18 protein-coding genes are annotated in these 22024 nt (G+C 69.2%); 10 read left to right on the forward strand and 8 right to left on the reverse strand.

Annotation, left to right across the window (positions count from 1 at the left end; genetic code table 11):
* Positions 1-306 precede the first annotated feature (306 nt).
* Positions 307-1080: an SDR family oxidoreductase gene (locus QSJ59_RS15545; protein ID WP_285760282.1), complete on the forward strand. Its 774-nt coding sequence runs from the start codon at positions 307-309 to the stop codon at positions 1078-1080.
* Positions 1081-1100: 20 nt separating this feature from the next.
* On the opposite strand, the gene QSJ59_RS15550 is transcribed toward QSJ59_RS15545, so the two are convergent.
* Positions 1101-2636, reverse strand: coding sequence for a cytochrome P450 family protein (locus QSJ59_RS15550; protein WP_285760283.1), 1536 nt, complete (start codon positions 2634-2636; stop codon positions 1101-1103).
* Between the two features lie 333 nt (positions 2637-2969).
* On the opposite strand from QSJ59_RS15550, the gene QSJ59_RS15555 reads away from it, so the two are divergent.
* The gene (locus QSJ59_RS15555) at positions 2970-3353 is read left to right on the forward strand and encodes an RNA polymerase-binding protein RbpA (RefSeq protein WP_285760284.1); all 384 of its coding nucleotides are present in this window, start codon (positions 2970-2972) and stop codon (positions 3351-3353) included.
* A 98-nt stretch (positions 3354-3451) separates the two neighbouring features.
* Here QSJ59_RS15555 and QSJ59_RS15560 read toward each other — a convergent pair whose 3' ends face one another.
* Positions 3452-4231, reverse strand: coding sequence for an HAD-IIA family hydrolase (locus tag QSJ59_RS15560; protein ID WP_285760581.1), 780 nt, complete (start codon positions 4229-4231; stop codon positions 3452-3454).
* Between the two features lie 261 nt (positions 4232-4492).
* The gene (locus QSJ59_RS15565) at positions 4493-4837 is read right to left on the reverse strand and encodes a hypothetical protein (protein WP_285760285.1); all 345 of its coding nucleotides are present in this window, start codon (positions 4835-4837) and stop codon (positions 4493-4495) included.
* Positions 4838-4978: 141 nt separating this feature from the next.
* Between QSJ59_RS15565 and QSJ59_RS15570 the strand changes: the two genes are divergently transcribed.
* From QSJ59_RS15570 to QSJ59_RS15580, 3 genes are all read left to right on the forward strand, one after another.
* Positions 4979-5692 carry a hypothetical protein gene (locus QSJ59_RS15570; RefSeq protein ID WP_285760286.1) on the forward strand — a complete coding sequence of 238 codons (714 nt, stop codon included), beginning with the start codon at positions 4979-4981 and terminating at the stop codon, positions 5690-5692.
* Positions 5693-5960: 268 nt separating this feature from the next.
* Positions 5961-6476 (forward strand): hypothetical protein, encoded by a 516-nt coding sequence (locus QSJ59_RS15575; RefSeq protein ID WP_285760287.1) that lies wholly within the window; start codon positions 5961-5963, stop codon positions 6474-6476.
* Between the two features lie 1031 nt (positions 6477-7507).
* The gene (locus QSJ59_RS15580) at positions 7508-7909 is read left to right on the forward strand and encodes a histone-like nucleoid-structuring protein Lsr2 (protein ID WP_432707490.1); all 402 of its coding nucleotides are present in this window, start codon (positions 7508-7510) and stop codon (positions 7907-7909) included.
* A 161-nt stretch (positions 7910-8070) separates the two neighbouring features.
* Here the strand turns inward: QSJ59_RS15580 and QSJ59_RS15585 are convergent, their stop codons facing one another.
* Entirely contained in the window at positions 8071-8586 is a 516-nt protein-coding gene (locus QSJ59_RS15585; protein ID WP_285760288.1) for an FxsA family protein, read from the reverse strand.
* A gap of 132 nt (positions 8587-8718) precedes the next feature.
* Between QSJ59_RS15585 and QSJ59_RS15590 the strand changes: the two genes are divergently transcribed.
* Complete coding sequence (locus QSJ59_RS15590) at positions 8719-9675, forward strand: aldo/keto reductase (protein ID WP_285760289.1); 957 nt, start codon at positions 8719-8721, stop codon at positions 9673-9675.
* Between the two features lie 17 nt (positions 9676-9692).
* On the opposite strand, the gene lnt is transcribed toward QSJ59_RS15590, so the two are convergent.
* Positions 9693-11237 (reverse strand): apolipoprotein N-acyltransferase, encoded by a 1545-nt coding sequence (lnt, locus tag QSJ59_RS15595; protein ID WP_285760290.1) that lies wholly within the window; start codon positions 11235-11237, stop codon positions 9693-9695.
* A gap of 746 nt (positions 11238-11983) precedes the next feature.
* On the opposite strand from lnt, the gene QSJ59_RS15600 reads away from it, so the two are divergent.
* On the forward strand, positions 11984-13228 hold the full coding sequence (locus QSJ59_RS15600; protein ID WP_285760291.1) for an ABC transporter ATP-binding protein: 1245 nt from the start codon (positions 11984-11986) through the stop codon (positions 13226-13228).
* A 133-nt stretch (positions 13229-13361) separates the two neighbouring features.
* Here the strand turns inward: QSJ59_RS15600 and QSJ59_RS15605 are convergent, their stop codons facing one another.
* Together QSJ59_RS15605 and QSJ59_RS15610 are read right to left on the reverse strand one after the other, a co-directional pair.
* The gene (locus QSJ59_RS15605) at positions 13362-14516 is read right to left on the reverse strand and encodes an acyl-CoA dehydrogenase family protein (protein WP_285760292.1); all 1155 of its coding nucleotides are present in this window, start codon (positions 14514-14516) and stop codon (positions 13362-13364) included.
* 122 nt (positions 14517-14638) lie between these two features.
* Positions 14639-15769: a glycosyltransferase family 4 protein gene (locus tag QSJ59_RS15610; RefSeq protein WP_285760293.1), complete on the reverse strand. Its 1131-nt coding sequence runs from the start codon at positions 15767-15769 to the stop codon at positions 14639-14641.
* 183 nt (positions 15770-15952) lie between these two features.
* On the opposite strand from QSJ59_RS15610, the gene QSJ59_RS15615 reads away from it, so the two are divergent.
* From QSJ59_RS15615 to QSJ59_RS15625, 3 genes are all read left to right on the forward strand, one after another.
* A complete protein-coding gene (locus QSJ59_RS15615; protein WP_285760294.1) occupies positions 15953-16990 on the forward strand; it encodes a LacI family DNA-binding transcriptional regulator in 1038 nt (345 codons plus the stop codon).
* The gene (locus QSJ59_RS15620) at positions 16980-18620 is read left to right on the forward strand and encodes a glycoside hydrolase family 13 protein (RefSeq protein ID WP_285760295.1); all 1641 of its coding nucleotides are present in this window, start codon (positions 16980-16982) and stop codon (positions 18618-18620) included. Before QSJ59_RS15615 ends, QSJ59_RS15620 begins: the two co-directional genes overlap by 11 nt.
* Positions 18621-18844: 224 nt before the next feature.
* On the forward strand, positions 18845-19123 hold the full coding sequence (locus tag QSJ59_RS15625) for a hypothetical protein (protein WP_285760296.1): 279 nt from the start codon (positions 18845-18847) through the stop codon (positions 19121-19123).
* Here the strand turns inward: QSJ59_RS15625 and QSJ59_RS15630 are convergent.
* Complete coding sequence (locus QSJ59_RS15630) at positions 19105-21948, reverse strand: DEAD/DEAH box helicase (protein WP_285760297.1); 2844 nt, start codon at positions 21946-21948, stop codon at positions 19105-19107. The two genes, QSJ59_RS15625 and QSJ59_RS15630, sit on opposite strands and share 19 nt — an antisense overlap.
* Between the last annotated feature and the right edge of the window lie 76 nt (positions 21949-22024).

A 22024-nucleotide genomic window follows, 5' to 3' on the forward strand; every position in this document is an offset into this window, starting at 1 on the left:
GTCTCCCAGGGGTCGGGAAGAGTGTGCGCGAAAAGGGGACGGCCGGAGGCTGGTCAGGGGCGGGGTGGGTCTCAGCGGGCGTCGGCGGCCTCCACCGCCGTGCGCGGGACGCGGTCGCCCGTTCCCGGGCGCGCCCCTGCCTGCCCCGCACACCAAGAAATATATCCAATGCCGCTTGAAATGGACAAAGTGGCGTGAGGTCCGACGATCGAGCCGGTTGGCCGGAGTGGTAAACCGTAGTGGGCCCGGATCCGGGCCACCTCGATCGACGAGGGGCCCACTCGCCCCTGACGGAGGCTGCAAACCATGTCTGAGGCCGCAACCGAGCAGAGGATCGCCGTGATCACCGGAGCCAGCAGCGGGATCGGCGCAGCCAGTGCCCGCCGCTTGGCCGAGGCCGGTTACCTGGTGATCCTGGCTGCCCGACGTGTCGAGCGTATCGGTGCCCTGGCCGAAGAGCTGCGGGGGGCCGGTCTTGCCGCACGGGCACACTCCCTGGACGTGACCGATGCCGCCTCGGTGCGCGACTTCGCCGCCGGCCTGGAGCGGGTGGACGTCCTGATCAACAACGCCGGCGGGGCAATCGGCACGGACACCGTGGAAAACGGCGACCCCGCCGAATGGCAGGCGATGTACGACGTGAACGTCGTGGGGGTCCTGCGTGTGACCCAGGCGCTGCTGCCGAAGCTGCGCGCGAGCGGCGACGGAACGGTGCTGGTGATGTCGTCGACCGCCGCGCTGACGCCCTACGAGAACGGCGGCGGTTACGTGGCGGCCAAGCACGGGGCGCACGTGATCGCCGAGACGCTGCGTCTGGAGCTGTGCGGCGAACCGATCCGGGTGATCGAGATCGCGCCGGGCATGGTCCGCACCGAGGAGTTCGCGTTGAACCGCTTCCACGGTGACGCCGACCGGGCCGCCTCGGTCTACGCGGGCGTGCCCCAACCACTGACCGCCGAGGACGTGGCCGACACCGTGGCCTGGACCGTGACCCGCCCACCGCACGTCAACATCGACCTGCTGGTGGTACGGCCCCGGGCCCAGGCCTCCAACCACAAGGTGTACCGCGAGACAAAGTAGCGGCTGCCCGTACGGGCGGCTCAGTCGGCGTGGTCGCGACGCCAGCGGGCGAGCAGGAGCTCCAGCGGATCGGCCTCCGGCTCCGGGGGGCGGGCTGCCGGAGCCTGGTAACGGGCCCCCGTGGCCCGCACCCGCACCGGGGCGGGCGCGCGGGGGGAAGCGGCGGGGCCTGCCTGCTGGGGCTGTGCCCTATCCCGGTCGGGGGCCCCGTAACGAGCGCCCTGGGCGCGAGGGGTCCGCGCCGGGGGAAACATTCGACGGATTCCCTTGCGCGCAGGAACCGGGGCCGGTCGGGTGGCCGCGGGCCTGCGTTCCGGGGCGAAGGCCACCGGCAGCTCGACGAGTCCGTGTACCGACAGCGATCCGCGCCGGCGCAGCGTCTCCGGTGCGCCGGTGAGCGTCAGGTCGCCGAGTCGGGAGATGAGCACGTCGATGGCGGTGATGGTGATCTCGCGGGCCAGGCTCTGGGCGGGACAGCCGTGCGGGCCCGCCCCCCACATCAGGTGGGCGCGGTTGCCGGCGAGGGCGTCGATACCGTCCTCGCGTCCGGGCGGACGGGTCGCGGGGTCGGCGTGCGCGGGTGCGAACCCCAACAGCAGTGCGTCCCCCTCCTTGATCTCGGCGTCGCCGATGCGCACGTCGAGGGTGGGGTAACGGCCCGCGAGGGTCTGGAGCGGCGGATCGACCCACATGACGTAGTCGATGAAGTCGGCCGCCGGCAATGCCGCCCCGCGGTAGGCGACCGCGATCTCGGAGTCGCCCAGGAGGCGGTGCAGGGCGTTGCCGATGAGGTGGGTGGTGGGTTCGTGACCGGCTCCGACCATCAGCAGCAACTCGTCCACCGCTTCGGTGTCGCTGAGCGCGGCGGGATGGGCAAGGAGCGTGGAGACGAAGTCTCCACCCGGTTTGTCCCGGCGCCGGCGCACCAGCGCGGTGAAGTAGTCGCGGATGTCGTCGGCCGCCCGTTCTGCGACGGCCGCGTCGCCGTCCCGGCGGTTGGCGGTCAGGTCGGCGAGCAGGCGGCCGTGCTCGTCGGAGAGGCCGAAAAGGCGGTTGAGGACGAGTACGGGCAGCGGGGCCGCGTAGTCGGCGATCAGATCGGCGTTCCCTTCGCCCGCGAACCCGTCGATGAGTGCGTGGGCCAGGCGTTCGATGGCGGCGCCCAGCGCGGGGCCCGTGACCGCGGCCAGCCCCTCGACGATGGGGGCGCGCAGGCGTCGGTGGCCGGCTCCGTCACCGGCCAGCGATCCGGTGCGCGGGCCGGGGACGTTTCCCAGGCCGCCCTCCCGGGCCTGACGCCAGTGACGGGGGTCGGTGGAAAAGCGCGCGGGATCGCGCAGCACGTTGAGGTTCTCGTGGTAACCCAGCAGCAGCCAGCCGGGGACTCCCGGAGTGATCTCGACCGGGGCGACCGCGCCGAACCGGGTCCGCAGTTCCTCCCAGAGGGAGGCATGGTCGGAGTGCTGGAGGTCTTTGTAGAGGGGCACTGCCTGGTCGTGCACCGGGCAGCGCGGGGAAGGGCTACCGGGCGTGGGACGGGACTGACCGTTGTTCACGACGGGCTCCTATGGCGGGGGTGCGGCGAAGCTTAGGCCCCGTTTGTTTCCGTCATGATTCGGTCGCCGAGAGTCGTGTTTTCGGCGCTGTCGGGCGAGCTGCGGCGATCCCGGCAAAGTCTGCACAAAGAAAGGGGATGAGCTGCGACGATACGATCCACCGAAAACAGGGTGGGATGGGCCACAATTCGAGGATCGCGACCCCCGGCGGAGCCCTCCCCGCAAGCGGTCGCGCATTGTCGCACGGTTGGGGCGCAGTCGTGTGGGGAATCCTCACACGGATCGACGCGTTACACCCACGAGACCGCAAGAGCGCCTGGAGGCATGTACACGATGGCCGAGCGAGCACTTCGCGGAACCCGACTCGGGGCAACGAGCTACGAGAACGACCGCAATACCGACCTGGCCCCACGCCAGGAGGTCACCTACGACTGCCCCCGGGGCCATCGCTTCTCCGTCACTTTCGCGACCGAGGCCGAGATCCCCGCGAACTGGGAATGCCGTTTCTGCGGCGATAACGCACTCATGGTCGACGGCGAGCAGCCGCAGGCGAAGAAGACCAAGCCGACCCGCACCCACTGGGACATGCTGCTGGAGCGCAGGAGCATGGAGGACCTGGAGGAGGTCCTTGCCGAGCGGCTGGAACTGCTTCGCAACCGACGCAAGGAGGAGCAGGAGCACCTGCACGCCCTGGCCAGGCAGCGCCAAAGCGCCTGACCTGCCGGCAGTCTTTCAAAGGGCCGGGTGGTGCGTCCCAGATGACCTGGGGTGCACCACCCGGCCCTTCCTCGTCCCCGCTGCACCGAGAAGAGCGGTCAGTGGGACGACGACTTCCCGTCGAACGGGTCGGTGGTGTGCCCGACCAGGTCGGCGATCGAGTCGACGATGGTGGTGGGCCGGTAGGGGAACCGGTCGGCCGTGGCCTCGTCGGAGATCCCGCTGAGGACCAGGATCGTGCGCAGACCCGACTCCAGTCCGGCGCGCACGTCGGTGTCCATGCGGTCCCCGATCATCAGCGTCTGCTCGGAGTGGGCCCCCAGCACGCGCAGCGCGGAGCGCATCATCAGCGGGTTGGGTTTGCCCACGTAGTAGGGGGCGTGCCCGGTGGCCCTCTCGATGAGGGCGGCGACCGCGCCGGTTGCCGGGAGAGAGCCCTCGCGGCTGGGCCCCTTCTCGTCGGGATTGGTGGCGATGAACCGGGCGCCGTTCTCCACGAGCCTGATGGCCCTGGTGATCGCCTCGAAGCTGTAGGTGCGGGTCTCCCCCAGCACCACATAGTCGGGATCGCGGTCGGTCAGGACGTAGCCGATGTCGTGCAGGGCCGTGGTCAACCCCGACTCGCCCACGACGTAAGCCGACCCTCCGGGCCGCTGCTGCTCCAGGAAGCCGGCCGTGGCCAGCGCCGAGGTCCAGATGGACTCCTCGGGGATGTCCAGGCCGGTGCGCAGCAGTCGGGCACGCAGGTCGCGCGGCGTGTAGATGGAGTTGTTGGTCAACACCATGAACGGGATCTGGTTGTCGCGCAGTTCGCCGATCAGGGTGTCGGCCCCGGGAATGAGGTGCTCCTCCCGCACGAGCACGCCATCCATGTCCATCAGGAAGTTCCAGCCGGATTCGTTGATCACGGCTCAATTGTCGCGTGTTCGTTGCGTGGAACCAACCAATGGACGTGGGCGAACTGCGGTGGGACGGCATCCGGCGGGAGGAACCGCACGGCGGATCCGCTCAACCGGGGGTGTGTCCGGGGCACCGGGAGAGCGGCCTGTGCCCGGTGGCGCTCTCCCGGTGCCCCGAACGGGGTCCCGTTCCAGTGGAAAAAGGGCGCGGCCCCGTCTCGGCGCCGACCCGCCCTGACGTCAGTAACCGTCCTCGTTGCCGACGTCGAGACGGGGCAGGCCGGGTCCGCGTCGCACCCATCCGATCCTCAGGACGGCACGCACCCGTTCGGCCATCCGCCATTCCTGCCCGACGGGCAGGATCGGGTCGGGCTCCCCGTCAGGCCAGACGATCAACCACCAGCGTCCGCGCAGTACCACGGTGAGCACGGACGTTCCCGCCGTACAGCTGAGTCGTGATCGGCCGGTGTCGGCCCTGACGGTTACACCCTTGGCACGCAGGGCCCTGAAGAGGTTGGCGAAAGCGGTTTCGACGGGGTCGGGGGTCGGCGGTCCGGCTATTGGGGGTACCTCCGTTGTCATCATGCGGTGTCCCTTCCCCGCACTCGGGACGCTGGTGACCCAACTCCGGGACGTTCAGGACGTTTTCTCGTATCGTCCGAGGTGGGAGAAAGGGGGGCGGTCATGTCCCACAAAGACCTACGGGGTCGGTTACGGGCTGCAAGGATGAGTGAGCGAGATTTGGCCCGGTTGGTCGGCGTGAGTCACAAGACCGTTCAGCGGTGGCTGGCGGACTCGTCGCGTTTGCCGCATCCGCAGCACCGCTGGGCGGTGTGCGATGCGTTGGGGGTGGCTGAGGAAGTGGTGTGGCCGCGTGTGAAAACGCTGGTGAAGTCCCGTAGCGATCGTGAGGTGGTGGAGACGTTCCCGTACCGGTCCGCATGCCCCACGTCGACGTGGGCGGAACTGGTCGACGGGGCACGTGCCGACATCTTCCTCGGCGGGTTCACGAACTACTTCGTGTGGTCGCAGCAGCCGGCGTTTCCGCAGACGCTGCGCCGCAAGACCGAGGCGGGATGCCGGGTACGGTTCCTGGTGGGCGATCCCGGCACCCCCATCGTGGGCAACCGTGAGTCGGTCGAGAAGGTGCCGTTGTCGGTCGCCACCCGCATCAGGATCACCCTCGACGAACTGGCGAAGCTGGCGGACGTCCCCGGGCTGGAATCCCGGTTCTCCGCGCCGGAGGACGGACCGAACCACATCGGCTTGAGCGTGTTCCGTTTCGACGACGAAGCACTGGTCACCCCGCACCTTGCCAGTACCGTCGGCCACGACTCCCCGATGATGCACCTGCGCCGCCTCCGCAAGGACGGCATGTTCGACCGCTTCGCGGAGCACTGCGAGGAACTGTGGGAACGCGGACGACCCGTCAAGCCGTAGGCACGGCTGCTTTCTGCGCCCCGATCGTCGGACACCGGAGAGCCCCCTTTTCCCCACGGCGACCGCCTGCCACCGCCTACCGCCGGCACGGCACCGTGCATCGTCCCGATGGATCCCCGCCGAAGCGCGGGTCCACGTGCGCCCTCGGGCCACGTGTGCGCGTCGGGGCGACGATCGCACGACCGGCCGGACGACGAGCGACCGGTCGCCCTCCCCTGCGACGGCGAACCGTTGACGCCAGTGGTCGCCCACCAGGAAACTGCCCCGTATGGGATGGAATACCGCGGTGCTGTTCGTGCGCGACCGTTCGTTCGAGGACGTGCTGACCATCGTCGACGCAGCGACTGCGGTCGCAGGGGCGCAGGTGGGGGAGGACGAGGCGATCTCGGGTTCCTCCTTCGACGAGGTGTACCTGGGACGCGACGGCCGCTGGACCGTGTTGTGGGACCCGAACCAGATCCACGTGCTGGAAGCGGTGGGACAGGCGTCCCCGGGCATCCCGCCGGCATGCGCGGTGCCCGGCACCTCGGTTCTGGCCGCCGTCTTCTCCAGCGTTTCCGGCATCTACGGCTTCTGGCTCTACGACGACGCCGAGGCCGTGCGCCACACGATGTTTCAGGACGGGGCTCCGATCAAAGATCTGGGCCGGCCGTTGGATGTCGAGGTCGGGCAGCCGGTGCCGGACTGGGGGCCCGACGAGGACTACCTGTGGGCGGTGATCACCTCGGTCACCGGAATCGTCAACCGGGCCGAGCGACGCTTCACCACGTATTCCGTGCGCTGAGCCGCGCGGCGCACCAACCGGTCTGCACCGTGGTGGCCACCGTCGACCGGTGGGCTCGATGGCCGACCGATGCACGTGGTGGTCCACCATGAACCGCTTCGGGCCCGGGGGCGACGGCCGTCGCGCCGTGCGAAGAATCACTTCTCGCTTCCACGGCGTCGCTCCCGCCGCGAAGGCTGCACGGGCGGACTTTGCCGTACCCGGGTAAACCGAGCGCTTCGCCTCACGGTCGCGCCCCGATTGGCAAACGATACGACGGAAGGAGCGCGGCATCTCTCCGTGGGGCAGACAAAAACCGGTGCGATTTCAGCGACGACGGAGACAACCGCCCGACTCACGGCCCACCACCCCGGCGACACACAGGATCTTCCCAGAAATATCGCCATCGTGACCGACCAATGACGGTCCGGACAATCCGTTCTGCAACGCCCCCGACCGTTAGGCGCGCAGAGAAGAATCGAAACACAGCCCCCTCCCCTTGACAGGCACAGGATTACCAAAAGCCGACTCCCTGATCTGCACCGGCATGGGCCTGGTCCGTCCAATTCACCGGGCGGGACCGGAAGCCACGGGCCAACTGTCCGACCAGTACCTTCTTTTCTCGGCATGAATGACCGAGAGCAAGGACAGAGCACCACTGACCAGGCAGTTGACCCCACTTTTGGTTAATGGGAATTTCGCGACCACGCCGGCAGTTCGTGCAGATCCGTCGAACATCCCGGCGGCCGCGTCCAGCCCTCTTCTTGACCGGGAGAAGGCTTTTCACCGACCAGAGGGGGTACCGGTACCCGTAGGACGAAATGAGGATCCGCCGATTTCATCGATTTGACGCGGCGGCCACGAGGGACCACATACCGCACACACTGCACACACCGCACCGAACCGGCACCAGGAGCAGGGAATTAGCGCAACGCCAACAGCCAATACCGCAACTCCGCGCGACGCCCGGGGGCCAGCAAACACGATCAAGGGCGCATACAACGCCGCTAAATGATATAACCGAGCCACACGCCACCAATTAGGAGGACTTCATGGCACAACGAGTTATCACGAAACTGATCGACGACCTCGACGGAGGAAAGGCAGATGAAACCATCTCCTTCGGATTGGACGGTCGATACTACGAGATCGATCTTTCGGCCGACCACGCCGAGGACTTGAGAAGTGCTCTGGAGGCGTTCGTGAAGGCAGGGCGCAAACAAGGAACCGCAAAAGCCGCCAAGAACACCACGACCCGCTCGGCGGCCTCGCGCGAAGACACCGCGGCCATTCGCGAGTGGGCCAAAGCCCAGGGCCTCAAGGTCAACGACCGCGGCCGTATCGCCCTGGAGATCGCCAACGCCTACCGCAACCGCAACACCGCTCCCAAGGCCGACCAGTCGGACAAGAAGGACTCCGGTGTCGCCAACCCTTTCAGTGTGCGGGACGAGTAGGTCAGCGGGCCCTTCAGGCCCGCCCCCGTGCGGTGGCCACCGCGCGGGACAAGGCAGCGGGGGTGCGGACCGGTCGCGTCAGCGACGGCCGGCGCCCCCGCGCCGGCGGTCGTACGCCGGCGCGACATCTGGCCGACTGACGACGGCGCACCCTCCGAAGATCAGGAGCGGCCCTGCTCGTCGTCGGTGACGATGTGGCCCTGGATGACCTGGCCGCCGCCCGGGGTCCGTTTGGGGCCGCCGGAGCCGGGCGCATTGCCGGGGGCGGCGTCGCCGAGGGTGGCAAGATCGGCTTCCATGCGCACGCGCATACGCTCCAACCGGCGGGCCGCCCAGCCGGTGAAAGCCCACCTCAGCACCGGACGGGTCACCGGCAGCACCAGCAGCGCCCCGAGAACAGCGGTGATGAAGCCCGGCGTGACCAGGAGGATTCCCCCCACCAACAGCATCAGCATGTCCAGCGGGGTGTCCTTGGGCTGGACACCGGTGCGCATGGCCTTCTCCACGTCGCGGTAGGCGCTGCGTCCGGCGCGGCGGACCACCAGGACACCGGAGACGGTCAGCGCGCACAGCAAAGCGATGGTCCAGGACACACCGATCTGCTGGCCGACCAGGATCATCACCCAGATCTCCAGGAACGGCAGAGCCATCAGTGCGATGACGAAGAGCAGCGGCATGGGCACCATCCAAGGGCGAGGCGTTATCGGGGGCTCCCGTCAAGTAATAACGCGGATACCACCCCTACCGTTCCCGACTGGCGGGGAAGAATAACCTCTCCCCTTATGGGGCAGGGGCGCACCATGTCAGACATGAGATATCGCCGTCTCGGCGACTCCGGTCTCGTCGTGTCCGTCGTCGGCCTCGGGGCCAACAACTTCGGCTGGCACGATCGAGTCGACGCCAAAGGCACCCGTATCGTACTCGACGCCGCCCAAGAGGCCGGTGTCACCCTGATCGACACCGCCGACGTCTACGGCGACTCCGAGGAGCTGTTGGGCGACGCCCTGACCGGACGTCGCGACGAGTTCGTGCTCGCCACGAAGTTCGGCAGCGACCTTCAGGGGGCCAACGGGCCGGACTGGGGCGCACGAGGATCCCGGCGCTACATCCGCCGCGCGGTGGAGCGTTCACTGCGTCGGCTGCGCACCGACCACATCGACCTCTACCAACTCCACCGCCCCGACCCGGACACTCCTATAGCCGAAACCTTGGAGGCACTGACCGAGCTTGTTCGCGAAGGAAAGGTCCGCTACATCGGCTCCTCCAACCTCTCCGGCTGGCAGCTCGCCGACGCGGACTGGACCGCGACGTCGCGGGGACTGGCCCGGTTCATCAGCGCCCAGAACGAGTACAGCCTGCTGGACCGCCGTGCCGATGCCGAACTGCTGCCGGCCGCCGACCACTTCGGTGTCGGCGTACTCCCCTATTTTCCGCTGGCCAGCGGTCTGCTCACCGGAAAGTACCGGCGCGGGGCGGACCTTCCCGAGAACAGCCGCTACCGGGCGATGGGAATCGGGGACCGGTTGACCGACTCCCGTTTCGACGTGGTGGAGGCCCTGACCGCGTTCGCCGAGGAACGGGGGGTGAGCCTGCTGGACGTCGCGATCTCCGGACTGGCTGCGCAACCCGCCGTGGCATCGGTGATCGCGGGGGCCACCAGCGCCGAGCAGATCCGGGCCAACGCCCGGGCCGGACTCTGGGAGCCGACGTCCGAGGACCTGGCGGCCCTCGACGCGATCGTCGTCCCGGGCGCCCGCGTCCTCTGACCTCGGACCTTCCGGGGTCACTGGGCGGGTGGCCCGGATGCACGGGTGCGACGGGCGGCATTACATGCCGCACCCACCGCGACCAGGCCGGCCACCGTCAGCAGCCACTCGGGAAACGCCCCCAGCCGGGTGGCCGGCGTCAGGCCCGTCATCGCCTCGACCCGGGTGGTGTGCACATCGGGCCGGGCCTCCGGGGAGCGGTACTGGACGTGGCCTTGGGGGGTGACCACGGCGCTGATTCCACTGGTGGAGGCGACAAGTGCCGGGCGTCCGTGCTCGACGGCGCGCAGCCGGGTGATGGCCAGCTGCTGCTCGGACTGGCCGGTGAAGTTGTAGTTGGCGTTGTTGGTCGGGACGGCGATGATCTGACCACCGGCGGCCACCGATTCGCGTACGGGCCGGTCGAAGGCGACGTCGAAGCAGATGACGGTGGCAACGGTGGTTCCGGCCACCTCAAGCGCACCGGGCTCGGTGCCGGGCACGGCGTCGCTGCCCACCTGGTCCAGGCGGCTGATGAGCGAGGACAGGGCGTCGCGGAAGGGCACGTACTCGCCGAAAGGCACCAGGTAACGCTTGACGTAGTAGTCCCCGGGCCCGGTCCGGGGATCCCATACGACACTGCGGATCTCGCGCTGGGAGCCGTCCTCGCTGTAGCGGGTGATACCGAACATCAGCGGCGCGTCGATGTCGGCGGCGGCCGCGGAGATGAGGTCGGCGGCCACCGGGTCGGCGTAGGCGTCGATGTCGCTGGCGTTCTCCGGAAGGACGACGAGATCGGGCTGCTCCGCCTCGCCGGCGCGCACCTGCCGGGCGAGTTCATGGACCCCGTCGACGTGGTTGGTGAGGACCTGCATGCGTTCGCCGAGGATGTCGAGCTCCCCCACTCCGGGTACGTTGCCCTGCACGATCGCGACCGTTGCGGTGTGGTCCGCGCGCGGGGCGCCGATCACCGGGGCGTAGACGCCGCCCAGCACGATGAGTGCGATGCCGGCCAGGGACGCGGCGATCGGGCGGATCTGCCCGGGGAGACGCTTGGCACGCACCGCGGTGGTCCCAGCGCGCACGGCCGTGAACAGGAGGGCACCGGTCAGTGCCACCATGAAGGTGACCAGGGCCGAGGACCCAAGGGCCGCATAACCGGTGAAGGGGGTCTCCGGCTGACTGAAGGCGAGTTTGCCCCAGGGGAAACCGCCCAGTGGGAAACGGGAGCGCACGAGTTCTTGCGCGACCCACAGCGCGGCGGTCCACACGGGCCATCCGGGCAGTCTGGACACCAGGGCGATTCCCATCGCCATGGGGGCGAAATAGATCGTCTCGGCCGCGGCGATCAACAGCCACACGTCGGTGCCGATGACCTCCTGCCACTTCAGCAGCGGCACCATGAGCGCCGCGCCGGCCAGCAGGCCCAGCCACGCCGCACGGCGGGGCCGGGTGCCGTACACGGCGGACAGGAGCAACGCGGCGCTCACCGGTGCCAGGGCCCACAGTCCGTAGGGCGGGAGGGCCGCGAGCTGGGCGAGCCCGGCGGCGAGGGCGAGGAGGGCGCGCGCTAGCAGGATCACGCAGTGAGCTTAGGCGACGCCGCACCGGTCGGCGGCCTGGGGCACCGCAAGCGGCGGGTGCCCGATGAGGGGGCGGTATGGGGGGACACGGAAAAAGGCCCAAGCACCCTTCGGACCGGATCCGTCTCGTAGGCGGCGAGCGCGGAGACCGTTGTCTACTGGATGTTCGGGCCTTTTCCGGGTCCAACCCCCCGCCCGGTCGCGGAGCCCCGGCTCTTCTCGCGCCTTGCGCCGCACCTGGTGCGTGGCCCGGCGTCCGACATGACAAGAACCAGACCGCTCAACCGGTCCGTCCAGTGCTGGACTGGTCGTTAGCCTACCCAGACTCGTGTTCGGCCGCCGCTCTCACGGTCCCGTGTCGTCTCCTCGACGCCGGTGTGGCGGCGCGGAGCGCACAGGGAGCACGGCCGTCCCCGGGCAGGCGCCTGCCAGGCTAACGCACACCCGCCCGTGACGCCAGTCAGCCCGGGAGAGGGCGGCGCGACTCCTGTTACCCCCATGACCTGCCTCGAAGAGATTTTTGATCAAATCGATCAACAAGTCGGTCAAGGAATGGGGAATCCAGGGTCAAAGATCCACCGGATCGTCAAATCTCGGCCGATTTTGACCAATTCACGCCGAGGTGTCGACAGAACGGTCAACAGTAGTGTTCGATACAGGCAACAGATCGATACGAATCGGTCAACCGATCGCGTTTGCGTCCGCGCCTCCCCCGGCCGCGCGCCAGAGTAGGAGTCGAGAGTTCCATGGCCAAGATCGTTCTTGAAGGTGTCGACAAGATCTACGCCGGCGGCGTGAAGGCCGTGGACAGCCTCAACCTGGAGATCGTGGACGGCGAGTTCATGGTGCTGGTCGGGCCGTCCGGCTGCGGCAAGTCCACGGCACTGCGGATGATCGCCGGCCTGGAGGAGATCAGCGGCGGAACCCTCACCATCGGCGACCGGGTGGTCAACGACCTTCCGCCCAAGAGCCGCGACATCGCCATGGTGTTCCAGAACTACGCGCTCTACCCGCACATGACGGTGGAGCAGAACCTCGCCTTCGGCCTCAAGCTGCGCAAGACGCCCAAGCCCGAGATCGCGCGCCGGGTCGCCGAGGCCGCCGCCATGCTCGGACTGGAGCCCTACCTCAGCCGCAAGCCCGCCGCTCTTTCCGGCGGCCAGCGCCAGCGAGTGGCGATGGGCCGCGCGATCGTCCGCGAGCCGCAGGCCTTCCTGATGGACGAGCCGCTGTCCAACCTGGACGCCAAGCTGCGTGTGCAGATGCGCGCCTCCCTCAACCAGCTGCACGACCGCCTGGGCGTCACGACCGTCTACGTCACGCACGACCAGATCGAGGCGATGACCCTGGGCGACCGCGTCGCGGTGCTGCGCGACGGCCGCCTCCAGCAGGTGGACACGCCCAAGAACCTCTTCGACAACCCGGTCAACCTGTTCGTGGCGGGCTTCATCGGCTCTCCCGCGATGAACTTCGTGACCGCCCGCCTGGAGAGCGACGCCACCGGTGCCGTCCTGCGCTTCGCCGACCAGGCCCTGACGGTGACCGGCGAGGCGCTCGCCGGCAACCCCGAACTGCGCGACTACATCGGCCAGGAGATCATCCTGGGTATCCGCCCCTCGGACTTCGACGACGCCGAGTATGCCTCGCACGAGGGCAGCACGATGACCGTCACCGCCGACATCACCGAGGAGCTGGGCACCGAGATCAACGTGATCTTCACGGTGGACGCTCCCCCGGTCGAGCACGAGGACGCCGCGGCTCTGGCGGCCGACGCCGCGGGCGAGGACGACGAGGACGGCGTGGGCATCCCGCTGACCGGGAAGAACAAGTCGGTCTTCACCGCGCGCGTCAACCCGCGCAGCGCCGTGCGTCCCGGCCAGAGCCTCGCACTGACGGTGGACACCCGGCACCTGCACTACTTCGACAAGGTCAGCGGCCTGGCCATCGGCCACCCGGCAAACGTCAAGGCACCGGTCACGGCCCCCGCGTAGTCGACGGGCCCGCCATAGGCGGCAATCGAACCGAGGCACGGGGCGTTCCGGAAGAGATCCGGGCGCCCCGTGCCCGTGTGAATGGTCGGCTCCTCGCCTCGAACCACCGGGTTCGGTGCGCGCGGGAGGCGGATCAGTGGGCGCGGGACAGGTGGCGGCCGATGACCATGCGCTGGATCTGGTTGGTTCCTTCGACGATCTGCAGGACCTTCGCCTCGCGCATCAGCCGCTCGGCGGCGAAATCGCGCGTGTAGCCGGCACCGCCGAGGACCTGCACGGCATCGGTGGCGACCCGCATCGCGGCGTCGGTGGCAAAAAGCTTGGCCATCGCGGCCTGCTTGGTGAAATCACGGTGGGCGTCGCGGCGGCGTGCCGCCGCGAGGTAAAGCTCACGTGCCGCCTCCACTGCGACGGCCATGTCGGCGAGCATGAAGGACACCCCCTGGAAGTCACCGATCGGACGGCCGAACTGTTCGCGCCGACGCGAGTAGTCGACGGCGAGGTCCAGCGCGGCCTGGGCCAGACCGACCGCGCAGGCCGCGATCCCCAGCCGCCCCGTGTCCAGTGCGGCAAGCGCGATGGCGAACCCCTCGTCCTGATCGCCGATCCGCTGGGCCTCGGGGACGCGGGCTCCGTCGAAGCGCACCTGGGCGGTGGGCGAGGATGCCATTCCCATCTTGCGTTCGGGGGGTGCGGCGGTGACCCCGGCCGTCTCGGCCGGGACGTGCAGACAGCTGATACCGCGTGACCGGGAACCGGGGCTCCCGGTCCGGGCGAACAGCGTGTAGTAGTCGGCAACCCCTCCGTGGGTGATCCAGGACTTCACTCCCTCCACCCGATAACCGCCGTCCCGTGGTTGGGCTCGGGTGGCCAGTGCGGCGGCGTCGGACCCCGAGTGGGCTTCGGACAGGCAGTAGGCGCCCAACAGTTCGCCGCCCACCATGTCGGGGAGCAATCGCGCGCGCTGGGCGGCGGTGCCGAATTCGGCCACCGGGAAACAGGACAGCGTGTGCACGCTGACCCCCAACCCGACGGCCAGCCATCCCCGGCTGAGCTCCTCGACGACCTGGAGGTAGACCTCGTAGGGCTGGTCTCCTCCGCCGTACTCGCCGGAGTAGGGCAGTCCGAGCAGCCCGGAACGTCCGAGCAGGGTGAACGCGTCACGTGGGAAACGCGCCTCCTCCTCGTCACCGGCGGCCCGGCCGGTGAGCTCTTTGTCGACGAGGTCGCGGGCGAGTGCGAGCAGTTCGGCGGCTTCGGGGCTGGGAAGGACGCGGTCGACGGCCACGGTGATCCTCAACGTCTCGATGGAGAGAATATATTCGGACGTCCAATATTCGGTCGTCCAAATATATGGTGGCACACCACCGCTCCGTCTGACGATGGATTCGCCCGATGCCTTCCGCGACCTCACTCCAGGAGTTCCACCAACCGCCGCGCACTGGCGTCCCACGTCCATTCGGCGAGGATCCGTTCCCGCCCCCGCTCTCCCATCTTGCTCGCGAGCTGCGGGTGACCGAGCAGCATGTCAAGGCGGTCGGCGACCGCCCTGGGGTCCTCTCCGTCCACCACGAAGCCGGTCTCGCCGTGGCGCACCGTGTCGGGTGCCCCACCGGAATTGCCGACCAGCACCGGCAGGCCGCTGGCAGCGGCCTCCAGATAGACGATGCCGAGTCCTTCGGCCTCCAACCCCGCCCTGCGCGTCCGGGACGGCATTGCGAAGACGTCGGCCGCGGCGAAGAACGCGGGCAGCTCGGTGTGCGGATGACCGCCGGCGAAGACCACCTCTTCCCCCACCCCCGCCCACCGCGCCAACGCGCGCAGGCGATCGGCATCGGGCCCCTGCCCCACCACGAGCAGCCGCGCCCGGGGCACACGCAGACGCACCCAGGTCATCGCGCGGATCAGGGTGTCCACTCCCTTGCGCGGCACCAACCGTGCCACGCACAGGATCACCGGAGCGTCCCCCAGGCCGTAGCGCCGGCGCATCGGGGCGCCGTCCAGCCCGGGGCGAAAACGCTCGGGGTCCACACCGGGAGCGAGCCGGGAGAGCTTGGCGTGGTCGTCGGGACGCACGGCGCGCACGAGGGCCGAGCGGGTGAAGGCCCCCAGGTAGGTGAGCGCGTCCACATCGGCTGCGATGCGCGCCAGCAACCAGCTCGGCCCGGGCAGCCGCGCCCACCACACCTCGTGTCCGTGCGTAATGGCCACGATGCGCCGCGCCCCGGCCGCGCGCAGTCGTCGGGCCAGCAGCCCCAGGGGGGCAGCCGCTCCGAAGACCACCCGGTCGCAGCCATACTCGGTCATCAACTCGACGGCGCGCTCACCGACCCTGCGGGTGGGAAGCAGCGTACTGGCCGTATCGCGCCGCACCGGAAAGTCCAGTCCCGCGTCGAAGTCGTGATCGCCGGTGGAGGACGACGTGTAGACGACCACTCCGCCTTCGGCTGCCAGTCGCACGGCCAGTTCGTAGCCGAACGTCTCGATCCCGCCCTGTCGGGGCGGGAAGTCATTGGTCACCAGCAGAGTTCGCCCTGCCATGGCTGAAATGTCCTCCCCCGTCTGAAAGCGTTGCCACACACGCCCCAGTCGCATCAACAGCGGCCGGAGAGCAGAACGAACCCGAACGGCTCCCGCTGCACCGGCCACGGTGAAAGCGTTGCCAGGCGCGCACCGGGCGTGATTGCATCGGAAACCATCATGCCTGTCCCCAAGCATTCCCGGATGAGCGACGTGGCTCGACGCGCCGGCGTGTCGGCCTCGACCGTCTCACGCGTCCTGCGCGGGGCCCCCGGGGTGGCCCCCGCGGTGCGCGCCCGGGTGGAGCGGGCCGCCGCCGAACTGTCCTATGCCGTGGCCCGTGACGCCTCGTCACTGGTCACCGGTGCGACCGGCCGGGTCGCAGCGATCGTGCCGTTTCTCCACCCGTGGTTCTTCGGAGTCGCACTGTCGGGGCTTGTCCGGCGGCTGCGCACAGTCGGACTCGACACGCTCGTCTACGAGGCCGGAACCACCGGTGAGCTCGCCGGGTTCATCGGCGAACTGCCCCTGCGCCGCAACGTGGACGCGGTGGTGGCGCTTGCACTGTCACCCGACCCAGAGTCGGTACGGCGCCTGGAGTCGCTGGGGCTACCGGTGGTGTTCTGCAGCAGGACCGTCCCCGGACGTTCCAGCGTGTGCGTGGACGACCGGGGGGCAGCCGCCGACGCCACCCGGTACCTGCTCAACCTGGGTCATGTCCGCATCGCCTATCTCCAGTCGCGCGACGACACCGGATTCTCCTGGAGCTCCCAGGATCGTGTCTCGGGCTACCTGGACGCCATGGAACGCGCCGGCACACACCCGCAGGTGGTCACGACCGGTCCCGGTTCCGGTGGCGGCTGGCGGGCCACCGCCGAACTGCTCGCGTCGGACCCCGTGCCCACGGCGCTGTTCGCCGAATCCGACGACGTGGCGATGGGGGCCCTCGGGGTCCTGCGCCGCTGCCGTGTCCCGGTCCCCGGGGCGATGTCGGTCATCGGTTTCGACAACCAGGACATGGCCGAGGTCATGGACCTCACCACCGTCGCCCAACCCGTCACCGAACTGGGCGAAGAGGCGGGGCGCATGGTCGCGGCCCTGCTCGCCGGGGAGGAGGCCGGTCGCCAGGTACGACTGGCCACCCGGCTGGTCGTGCGCCACTCGGCCGCCGCACCGCTCGACACGACTCACCGACCGACCCGCACGCACCAACCGATCGCGAAGGAGCCCCATGAGCCGTAACTGGTGGCGCGACGCCGTCATCTACCAGGTCTATCCGCGCAGCTTCACCGACGCCGACGGCGACGGTCTCGGCGACATCCCCGGTGTGACGAGCCGTATCGGCTACCTGTCCGCGCTCGGCGTGGACGCCATCTGGCTGTCGCCCTTCTACCCCTCACCGCTGGCCGACGGCGGTTACGATGTCGCCGACTTCCGGGACGTCGACCCGCGGCTGGGCACGTTGGAGGACTTCGACGTGCTCGTCGCCGCCGCACACGAGCGCGATATCAAGATCATCGTGGACATCGTCCCCAACCACACCTCCGACCAGCACGCATGGTTCCAGCAGGCGCTGGCCGCCGCTCCGGGCTCGCCCGAACGGCAGCGCTACGTCTTCCGCGAGGGCCGAGGCCCCGACGGTTCGCTGCCGCCCAGCGGCTGGCAGTCGATGTTCGGCGGCCCGGCCTGGACCCGGGTTCCCGACGGGCAGTGGTACCTGCACCTGTTCGCACGCGAGCAGCCCGACCTCAACTGGGACGAACCCGAGGTCCGGGCCGAGTTCACCGACATCCTGCGGTTCTGGAGCCGGCGCGGCGTGGACGGGTTCCGCATCGATGTGGCCAACGCGCTGGTCAAGGACTTGAAAGAACCGCTGCGCGAGGTGGAGGAGGCATCGGACTCCAACAGCCTGGACAGCGTCTCCACCAATCCCGACCACCCCCACTGGGACCGTCCCGAGGTACACGAGATCTACCGCGAGTGGCGGCGCGTGCTGGACGAGTTCGACCCGCCCCGGGTGGCCGTGGCCGAGGCGTGGCTGCCCAGCGAGCGGTTGGCCCGCTACGTGCGGCCCGACGAACTGCACCAGGCGTTCAACTTCGAGTTCTTGCGCTGCCCCTGGCACGCCGACTCCTACCGCAAGGTGATCGGTACCAGCCTGGACGACGCCGGCTCCGTGGGCACGGTCGCCACGTGGGTGCTGTCCAACCACGACGTGGTGCGCCCGGCCTCGGTGCTGGGCCTGCCCGAGGGAACCGACCTCAACGAGTGGCTGATGAGCGGCGGGAAAGAACCCGAGTGCGACCGCGGCCTGGGCCTTCGCCGCGCCCGTGCCGCGGCACTGCTGGAACTGGCCCTGCCCGGTGCGACCTATGTCTACCAGGGCGAGGAATTGGGGCTGCCCGAGGTTGCGGCGCTGCCGGCGGGGGTGCTCCAGGACCCGACCTGGGAGCGCACGGGCAATACCGTCAAGGGCCGCGACGGGTGTCGGGTGCCGATCCCCTGGGAGCGCGAAGGTCCCTCTCTGGGATTCGGCGAGACGGAGGGCTGGCTGCCCCAGCCTCTCGACTGGGCGGCGCTGTCGGTCGCCGCGCAGACCGGCGACCCGGCATCCACCCTGGAGCTGTACCGCTCGGCGCTGCGCGAGCGCAAGGCGTTCGCAGGCGACGAGTCCTTCGCCTGGGAGGACACCCTCAACGATGGCGACGTTCTGGCCTACCGGCGCGGCACCGACGTGTTGGTGCTGGTGAACACCGGAACCGAACCGATTCCGTTGCCGCAAGGGCAGGTGATCCTGTCCAGTGTGGGGCTGACCGGCGATTCGCTTCCTGGTGACGCGGCGGTGTGGCTGCGGGTGGCCGCAGAAGGGTAGGCACGGTGTGCCGGCCCCCGCAACAGGGGGCCGGCACACCCTTTGAACAGCCAGTACAACGCAAAAGCATTACGAAGTCCCAAAAAACAAAAAGGCAGAAAGAAAGCCGCATAGCCCCCTGGCGGTCACCCGGCGAGTGCAGTCGACTGCGCTGCGCCAACATTGCTTCGGCGCGGTTCTCCCCTTGCCCCCGGTTCCGCTCCGCACGATCGGCCAGGAGCCGCATGTCCGCTTTCGCGCGAAGCAACTCCGTCGCCTTCTCGATGACCCCGGGAATGCTGCCGTCCCTGCTCCTCGGGGAGGCGCTGCCCGGCCGGGGCGCCCCATCTGCCGCCCGCAGCGGCGGCAGCGGTCCTCACCGCATGGACGGCGCTGCTGCTGGGGGCTGCCGGACCGGCCACGGCCCGCAGGGACGCCTGACACCGCAGCCCCCGGACACCGGCTCCCTGAACCGAACGGCCACGTTTCGGGGAGCCGGCGAAAATCAGGTCACCGAGGAGTAGGCCACCACACCCCGGCGTACCGCGTCGATGGCGGCGCGGGCGGTGGAACGCACCCCGCTGCCCTCGGGGGCCGCCTGGGCCACCTGACCGAGCATGTCGATGAGTTGCTTGGTGGTGCGCACGAAGTCGCCGGCGGGCATCCCGGCCTCGTGCAGGATGTGGTCGAGGCGATCCCCACGGGCCCAGCGATGCGTCATCCACACGAACCCGAAGTCGGGCTCGCGCAGGAACGACACCCGGTGGTGGTACTCGGTCTCGTGCAGCTCACCCCACAGACGCGTCATCTCGGTCAGCGTCTCGCGCACCGCACCGTTGGGCACCCGGGGGGAGGCGTCGTCGGAGCGCCGCGCCTCATAGACCAGGGTGGACACGCAAGCGGCGAGCTCGATCGGGCTGAGCTGCTCCCACAACCCCCGGCGCAGGGACTCCGCCGCCAGCAGGTCGAGCTCGGAGTAGATCTTGGCCAGCAGCCGCCCCTCGTCGGTGACGGTGTCCTCGTGCAGGTAGCCCAGTTCCTCCAGCACCCGACACACCTGGTCGAAGGTGCGGGAGATGACATGGGAGCGGCCCGCGACGCGCCGCTCCAGCTCGTCCGTCTCCTTCTTCAACCGGAAATAGCGTTCCGCCCAGCGTGCGCGGTCTTCCCTGCCCTCGCTGTTGTGGCAGGGGTGCTCGCGCATCCGGGCCCGGAGCGTGGCGATCTCGGGGTCCTCGCCCACTCCCCCGCCGCCCCGGTGGCGCACGGGCGCAGGCTCCAATCCGTCGAGTTTGGTGCGCAGCGCCGAGGCGAGTTCGCGCCGCGACTGCGCCGAACGCGCGGAGAAGGACTTGGGCACCCGCATCCGACCGGCGGGCTCCACCGGAACGGGGAAGTCCGCGGCGTTCAGCCGCTTGGCCTGACGGCTGACGGTGAGCACCAGCGGCACCGGCTCGGGGCCCTTGTCCAGCCCCGGGTCGAGGACCAGGGCGTAGCCCGAGTGCCGGCCGGCGGGGATGCGGATGATGTCGCCCGGTTTGAGGGAGTGCAGGCTGCGCACGGCATCTTTGCGACGCTGGGCTCCCCGGTTGCGCTGGGCGAAGGTCTCCAGGTCGCTGAGGCGGCGCCGCATCGCCGCGTACTCCATGAAGTCGCCCCGAGGGTCGTGGGCGGCCCGGGCGTACCCTTCGAGCGCTTCCTCGTGCTTGCGCAGCTGGCGCACCAGGCCCACCACGGCGCGGTCGGCCTGGAACTGCGCGAAGGAGGACTCCAGCATGGCCCGGCCCCGGTCCCGGCCGACCTGCGCCACCAGGTTGACGGCCATGTTGTAGGACGGCTGGAAGCTGGAGTTGAGCGGATAGGTGCGCGTCCCCGCGAGCCCGGCGACCGCCTCGGGGTCGGTTCCGGCCTGCCACACCACGACGGCGTGGCCCTCCACGTCGATCCCGCGGCGACCGGCACGGCCGGTGAGCTGCGTGTACTCCCCAGGGGTGAGGGCCGCGTGGGTCTCACCGTTCCACTTGTCGAGTTTCTCGATGACCACCGTGCGGGCCGGCATGTTGATGCCCAGCGCCAGGGTCTCGGTCGCGAACACCGCGCGGATCAGGCCGCGCGAGAACAGTGTCTCCACGACCTCTTTGAACGTGGGCAGCAGCCCCGCGTGGTGGGCGGCCACCCCGCGCTCCAATGCGCGGATCCATTCGGAGAACCCCAACACGGCCAGATCGGCCTGCGGGATGTCGGCGCACTGGCGCTCGGCGTACTCCCGGATCTGCTCGGCTTCCTCCGGTGTGGTCAGGGAGAGTCCGGACTGGACGCACTGGCGCACCGCGTCATCGCACCCCGCACGACTGAAGATGAAGGAGATCGCGGGCAGCAGCCCCGCGTCGTCGAGCTCCTCGACGATCTGCACCCGGTTGGGCGGGGCGAACTTGGACCGGGGGCGGGGCGTACCACTGCGCGCCCTGCTCTGCGGGTGGCGGCGCTTGTGCGCCATCTGGGTGACGCGCGCATCGTCCTGGGCCATCCGGACCAGGCGCGGGTTGACCAGCAGACGCTCACCGTTGACCTGGATCTCCGCGGGGCGGTCGCGTCGCCCGGAGCGTTCGCGTCGGCGCTTCTCGCGTTTGGAGGTACCGGGTTCGGACTCGGCGGCCTCCGCGGGCGCTTCGTCGACGAACAGGTCGTGGATGCGGTTGCCGACCATCACGTGCTGCCACAGCGGCACTGGCCGGGTCTCGTCCACGATGACCGAGGTGTCCCCGCGCACCTGGTGCAGCCACTGGCCGAACTCCTCGGCGTTGCTCACCGTGGCACTGAGCGCCACCATGCGCACCGACTCGGGGAGGTGGATGATGACCTCCTCCCACACCGCGCCGCGGAAACGGTCGGCGAGGTAGTGCACCTCGTCCATGACGACGTACGCCAAGCCGGTCAGCGTGGTCGAGTTGGCGTAGAGCATGTTGCGCAGGACCTCGGTGGTCATCACGACCACCGGTGCGTCGCCGTTGACGCTGTTGTCGCCGGTCAGCAGACCGACGTTCTCCGCACCGTACCGGCGGACCAGGTCGGTGTACTTCTGGTTGGACAGTGCCTTGATGGGGGTGGTGTAGAAGCACTTGGCGCCGTCGCGCAGCGCGAGATGGACGGCGAATTCGCCGACGACGGTCTTCCCGGAACCAGTGGGCGCGGCGACCAGCACACCATTGCCCGATTCCAGGGCCTTGCACGCTTTGACCTGGAAGTCGTCGAACTCGAATCCGTACAGGGCCTGGAAGTCCTCGATAGCGGCGCTGGACTCCTGCTGGCGCCGGCGGAACTCGGCGTAGCGGGCGGCGTGGGTACTCATGTTGATCAAGCCTAATAGCCCGGCAAACTTTCGGCACGCCTCGGCGGGCTTGCCCGTCGGCGCGGGACGTGCCGCG

It is taken from the genome of Nocardiopsis ansamitocini, from assembly GCF_030268225.1.
Lineage (GTDB): Bacteria > Actinomycetota > Actinomycetes > Streptosporangiales > Streptosporangiaceae > Nocardiopsis_D > Nocardiopsis_D ansamitocini.

Coding starts and splice junctions, on each gene's coding strand:
- QSJ59_RS15555 (WP_285760284.1), top strand. CDS start 2,970: ATGGCCGAGCGAGCACTTCGCGGAACCCGACTCGGGGCAACGAGCTAC.
- QSJ59_RS15625 (WP_285760296.1), top strand. CDS start 18,845: ATGTCCGCTTTCGCGCGAAGCAACTCCGTCGCCTTCTCGATGACCCCG.
- QSJ59_RS15575 (WP_285760287.1), top strand. CDS start 5,961: ATGGGATGGAATACCGCGGTGCTGTTCGTGCGCGACCGTTCGTTCGAG.
- QSJ59_RS15580 (WP_432707490.1), top strand. CDS start 7,508: ATGGCACAACGAGTTATCACGAAACTGATCGACGACCTCGACGGAGGA.
- QSJ59_RS15565 (WP_285760285.1), bottom strand. CDS start 4,837: ATGATGACAACGGAGGTACCCCCAATAGCCGGACCGCCGACCCCCGAC.
- QSJ59_RS15570 (WP_285760286.1), top strand. CDS start 4,979: ATGAGTGAGCGAGATTTGGCCCGGTTGGTCGGCGTGAGTCACAAGACC.
- QSJ59_RS15560 (WP_285760581.1), bottom strand. CDS start 4,231: ATGGACATGGATGGCGTGCTCGTGCGGGAGGAGCACCTCATTCCCGGG.
- QSJ59_RS15545 (WP_285760282.1), top strand. CDS start 307: ATGTCTGAGGCCGCAACCGAGCAGAGGATCGCCGTGATCACCGGAGCC.
- QSJ59_RS15590 (WP_285760289.1), top strand. CDS start 8,719: ATGAGATATCGCCGTCTCGGCGACTCCGGTCTCGTCGTGTCCGTCGTC.
- QSJ59_RS15630 (WP_285760297.1), bottom strand. CDS start 21,948: ATGAGTACCCACGCCGCCCGCTACGCCGAGTTCCGCCGGCGCCAGCAG.
- QSJ59_RS15610 (WP_285760293.1), bottom strand. CDS start 15,769: ATGGCAGGGCGAACTCTGCTGGTGACCAATGACTTCCCGCCCCGACAG.
- QSJ59_RS15600 (WP_285760291.1), top strand. CDS start 11,984: ATGGCCAAGATCGTTCTTGAAGGTGTCGACAAGATCTACGCCGGCGGC.
- QSJ59_RS15615 (WP_285760294.1), top strand. CDS start 15,953: ATGAGCGACGTGGCTCGACGCGCCGGCGTGTCGGCCTCGACCGTCTCA.
- QSJ59_RS15585 (WP_285760288.1), bottom strand. CDS start 8,586: ATGCCGCTGCTCTTCGTCATCGCACTGATGGCTCTGCCGTTCCTGGAG.
- QSJ59_RS15620 (WP_285760295.1), top strand. CDS start 16,980: ATGAGCCGTAACTGGTGGCGCGACGCCGTCATCTACCAGGTCTATCCG.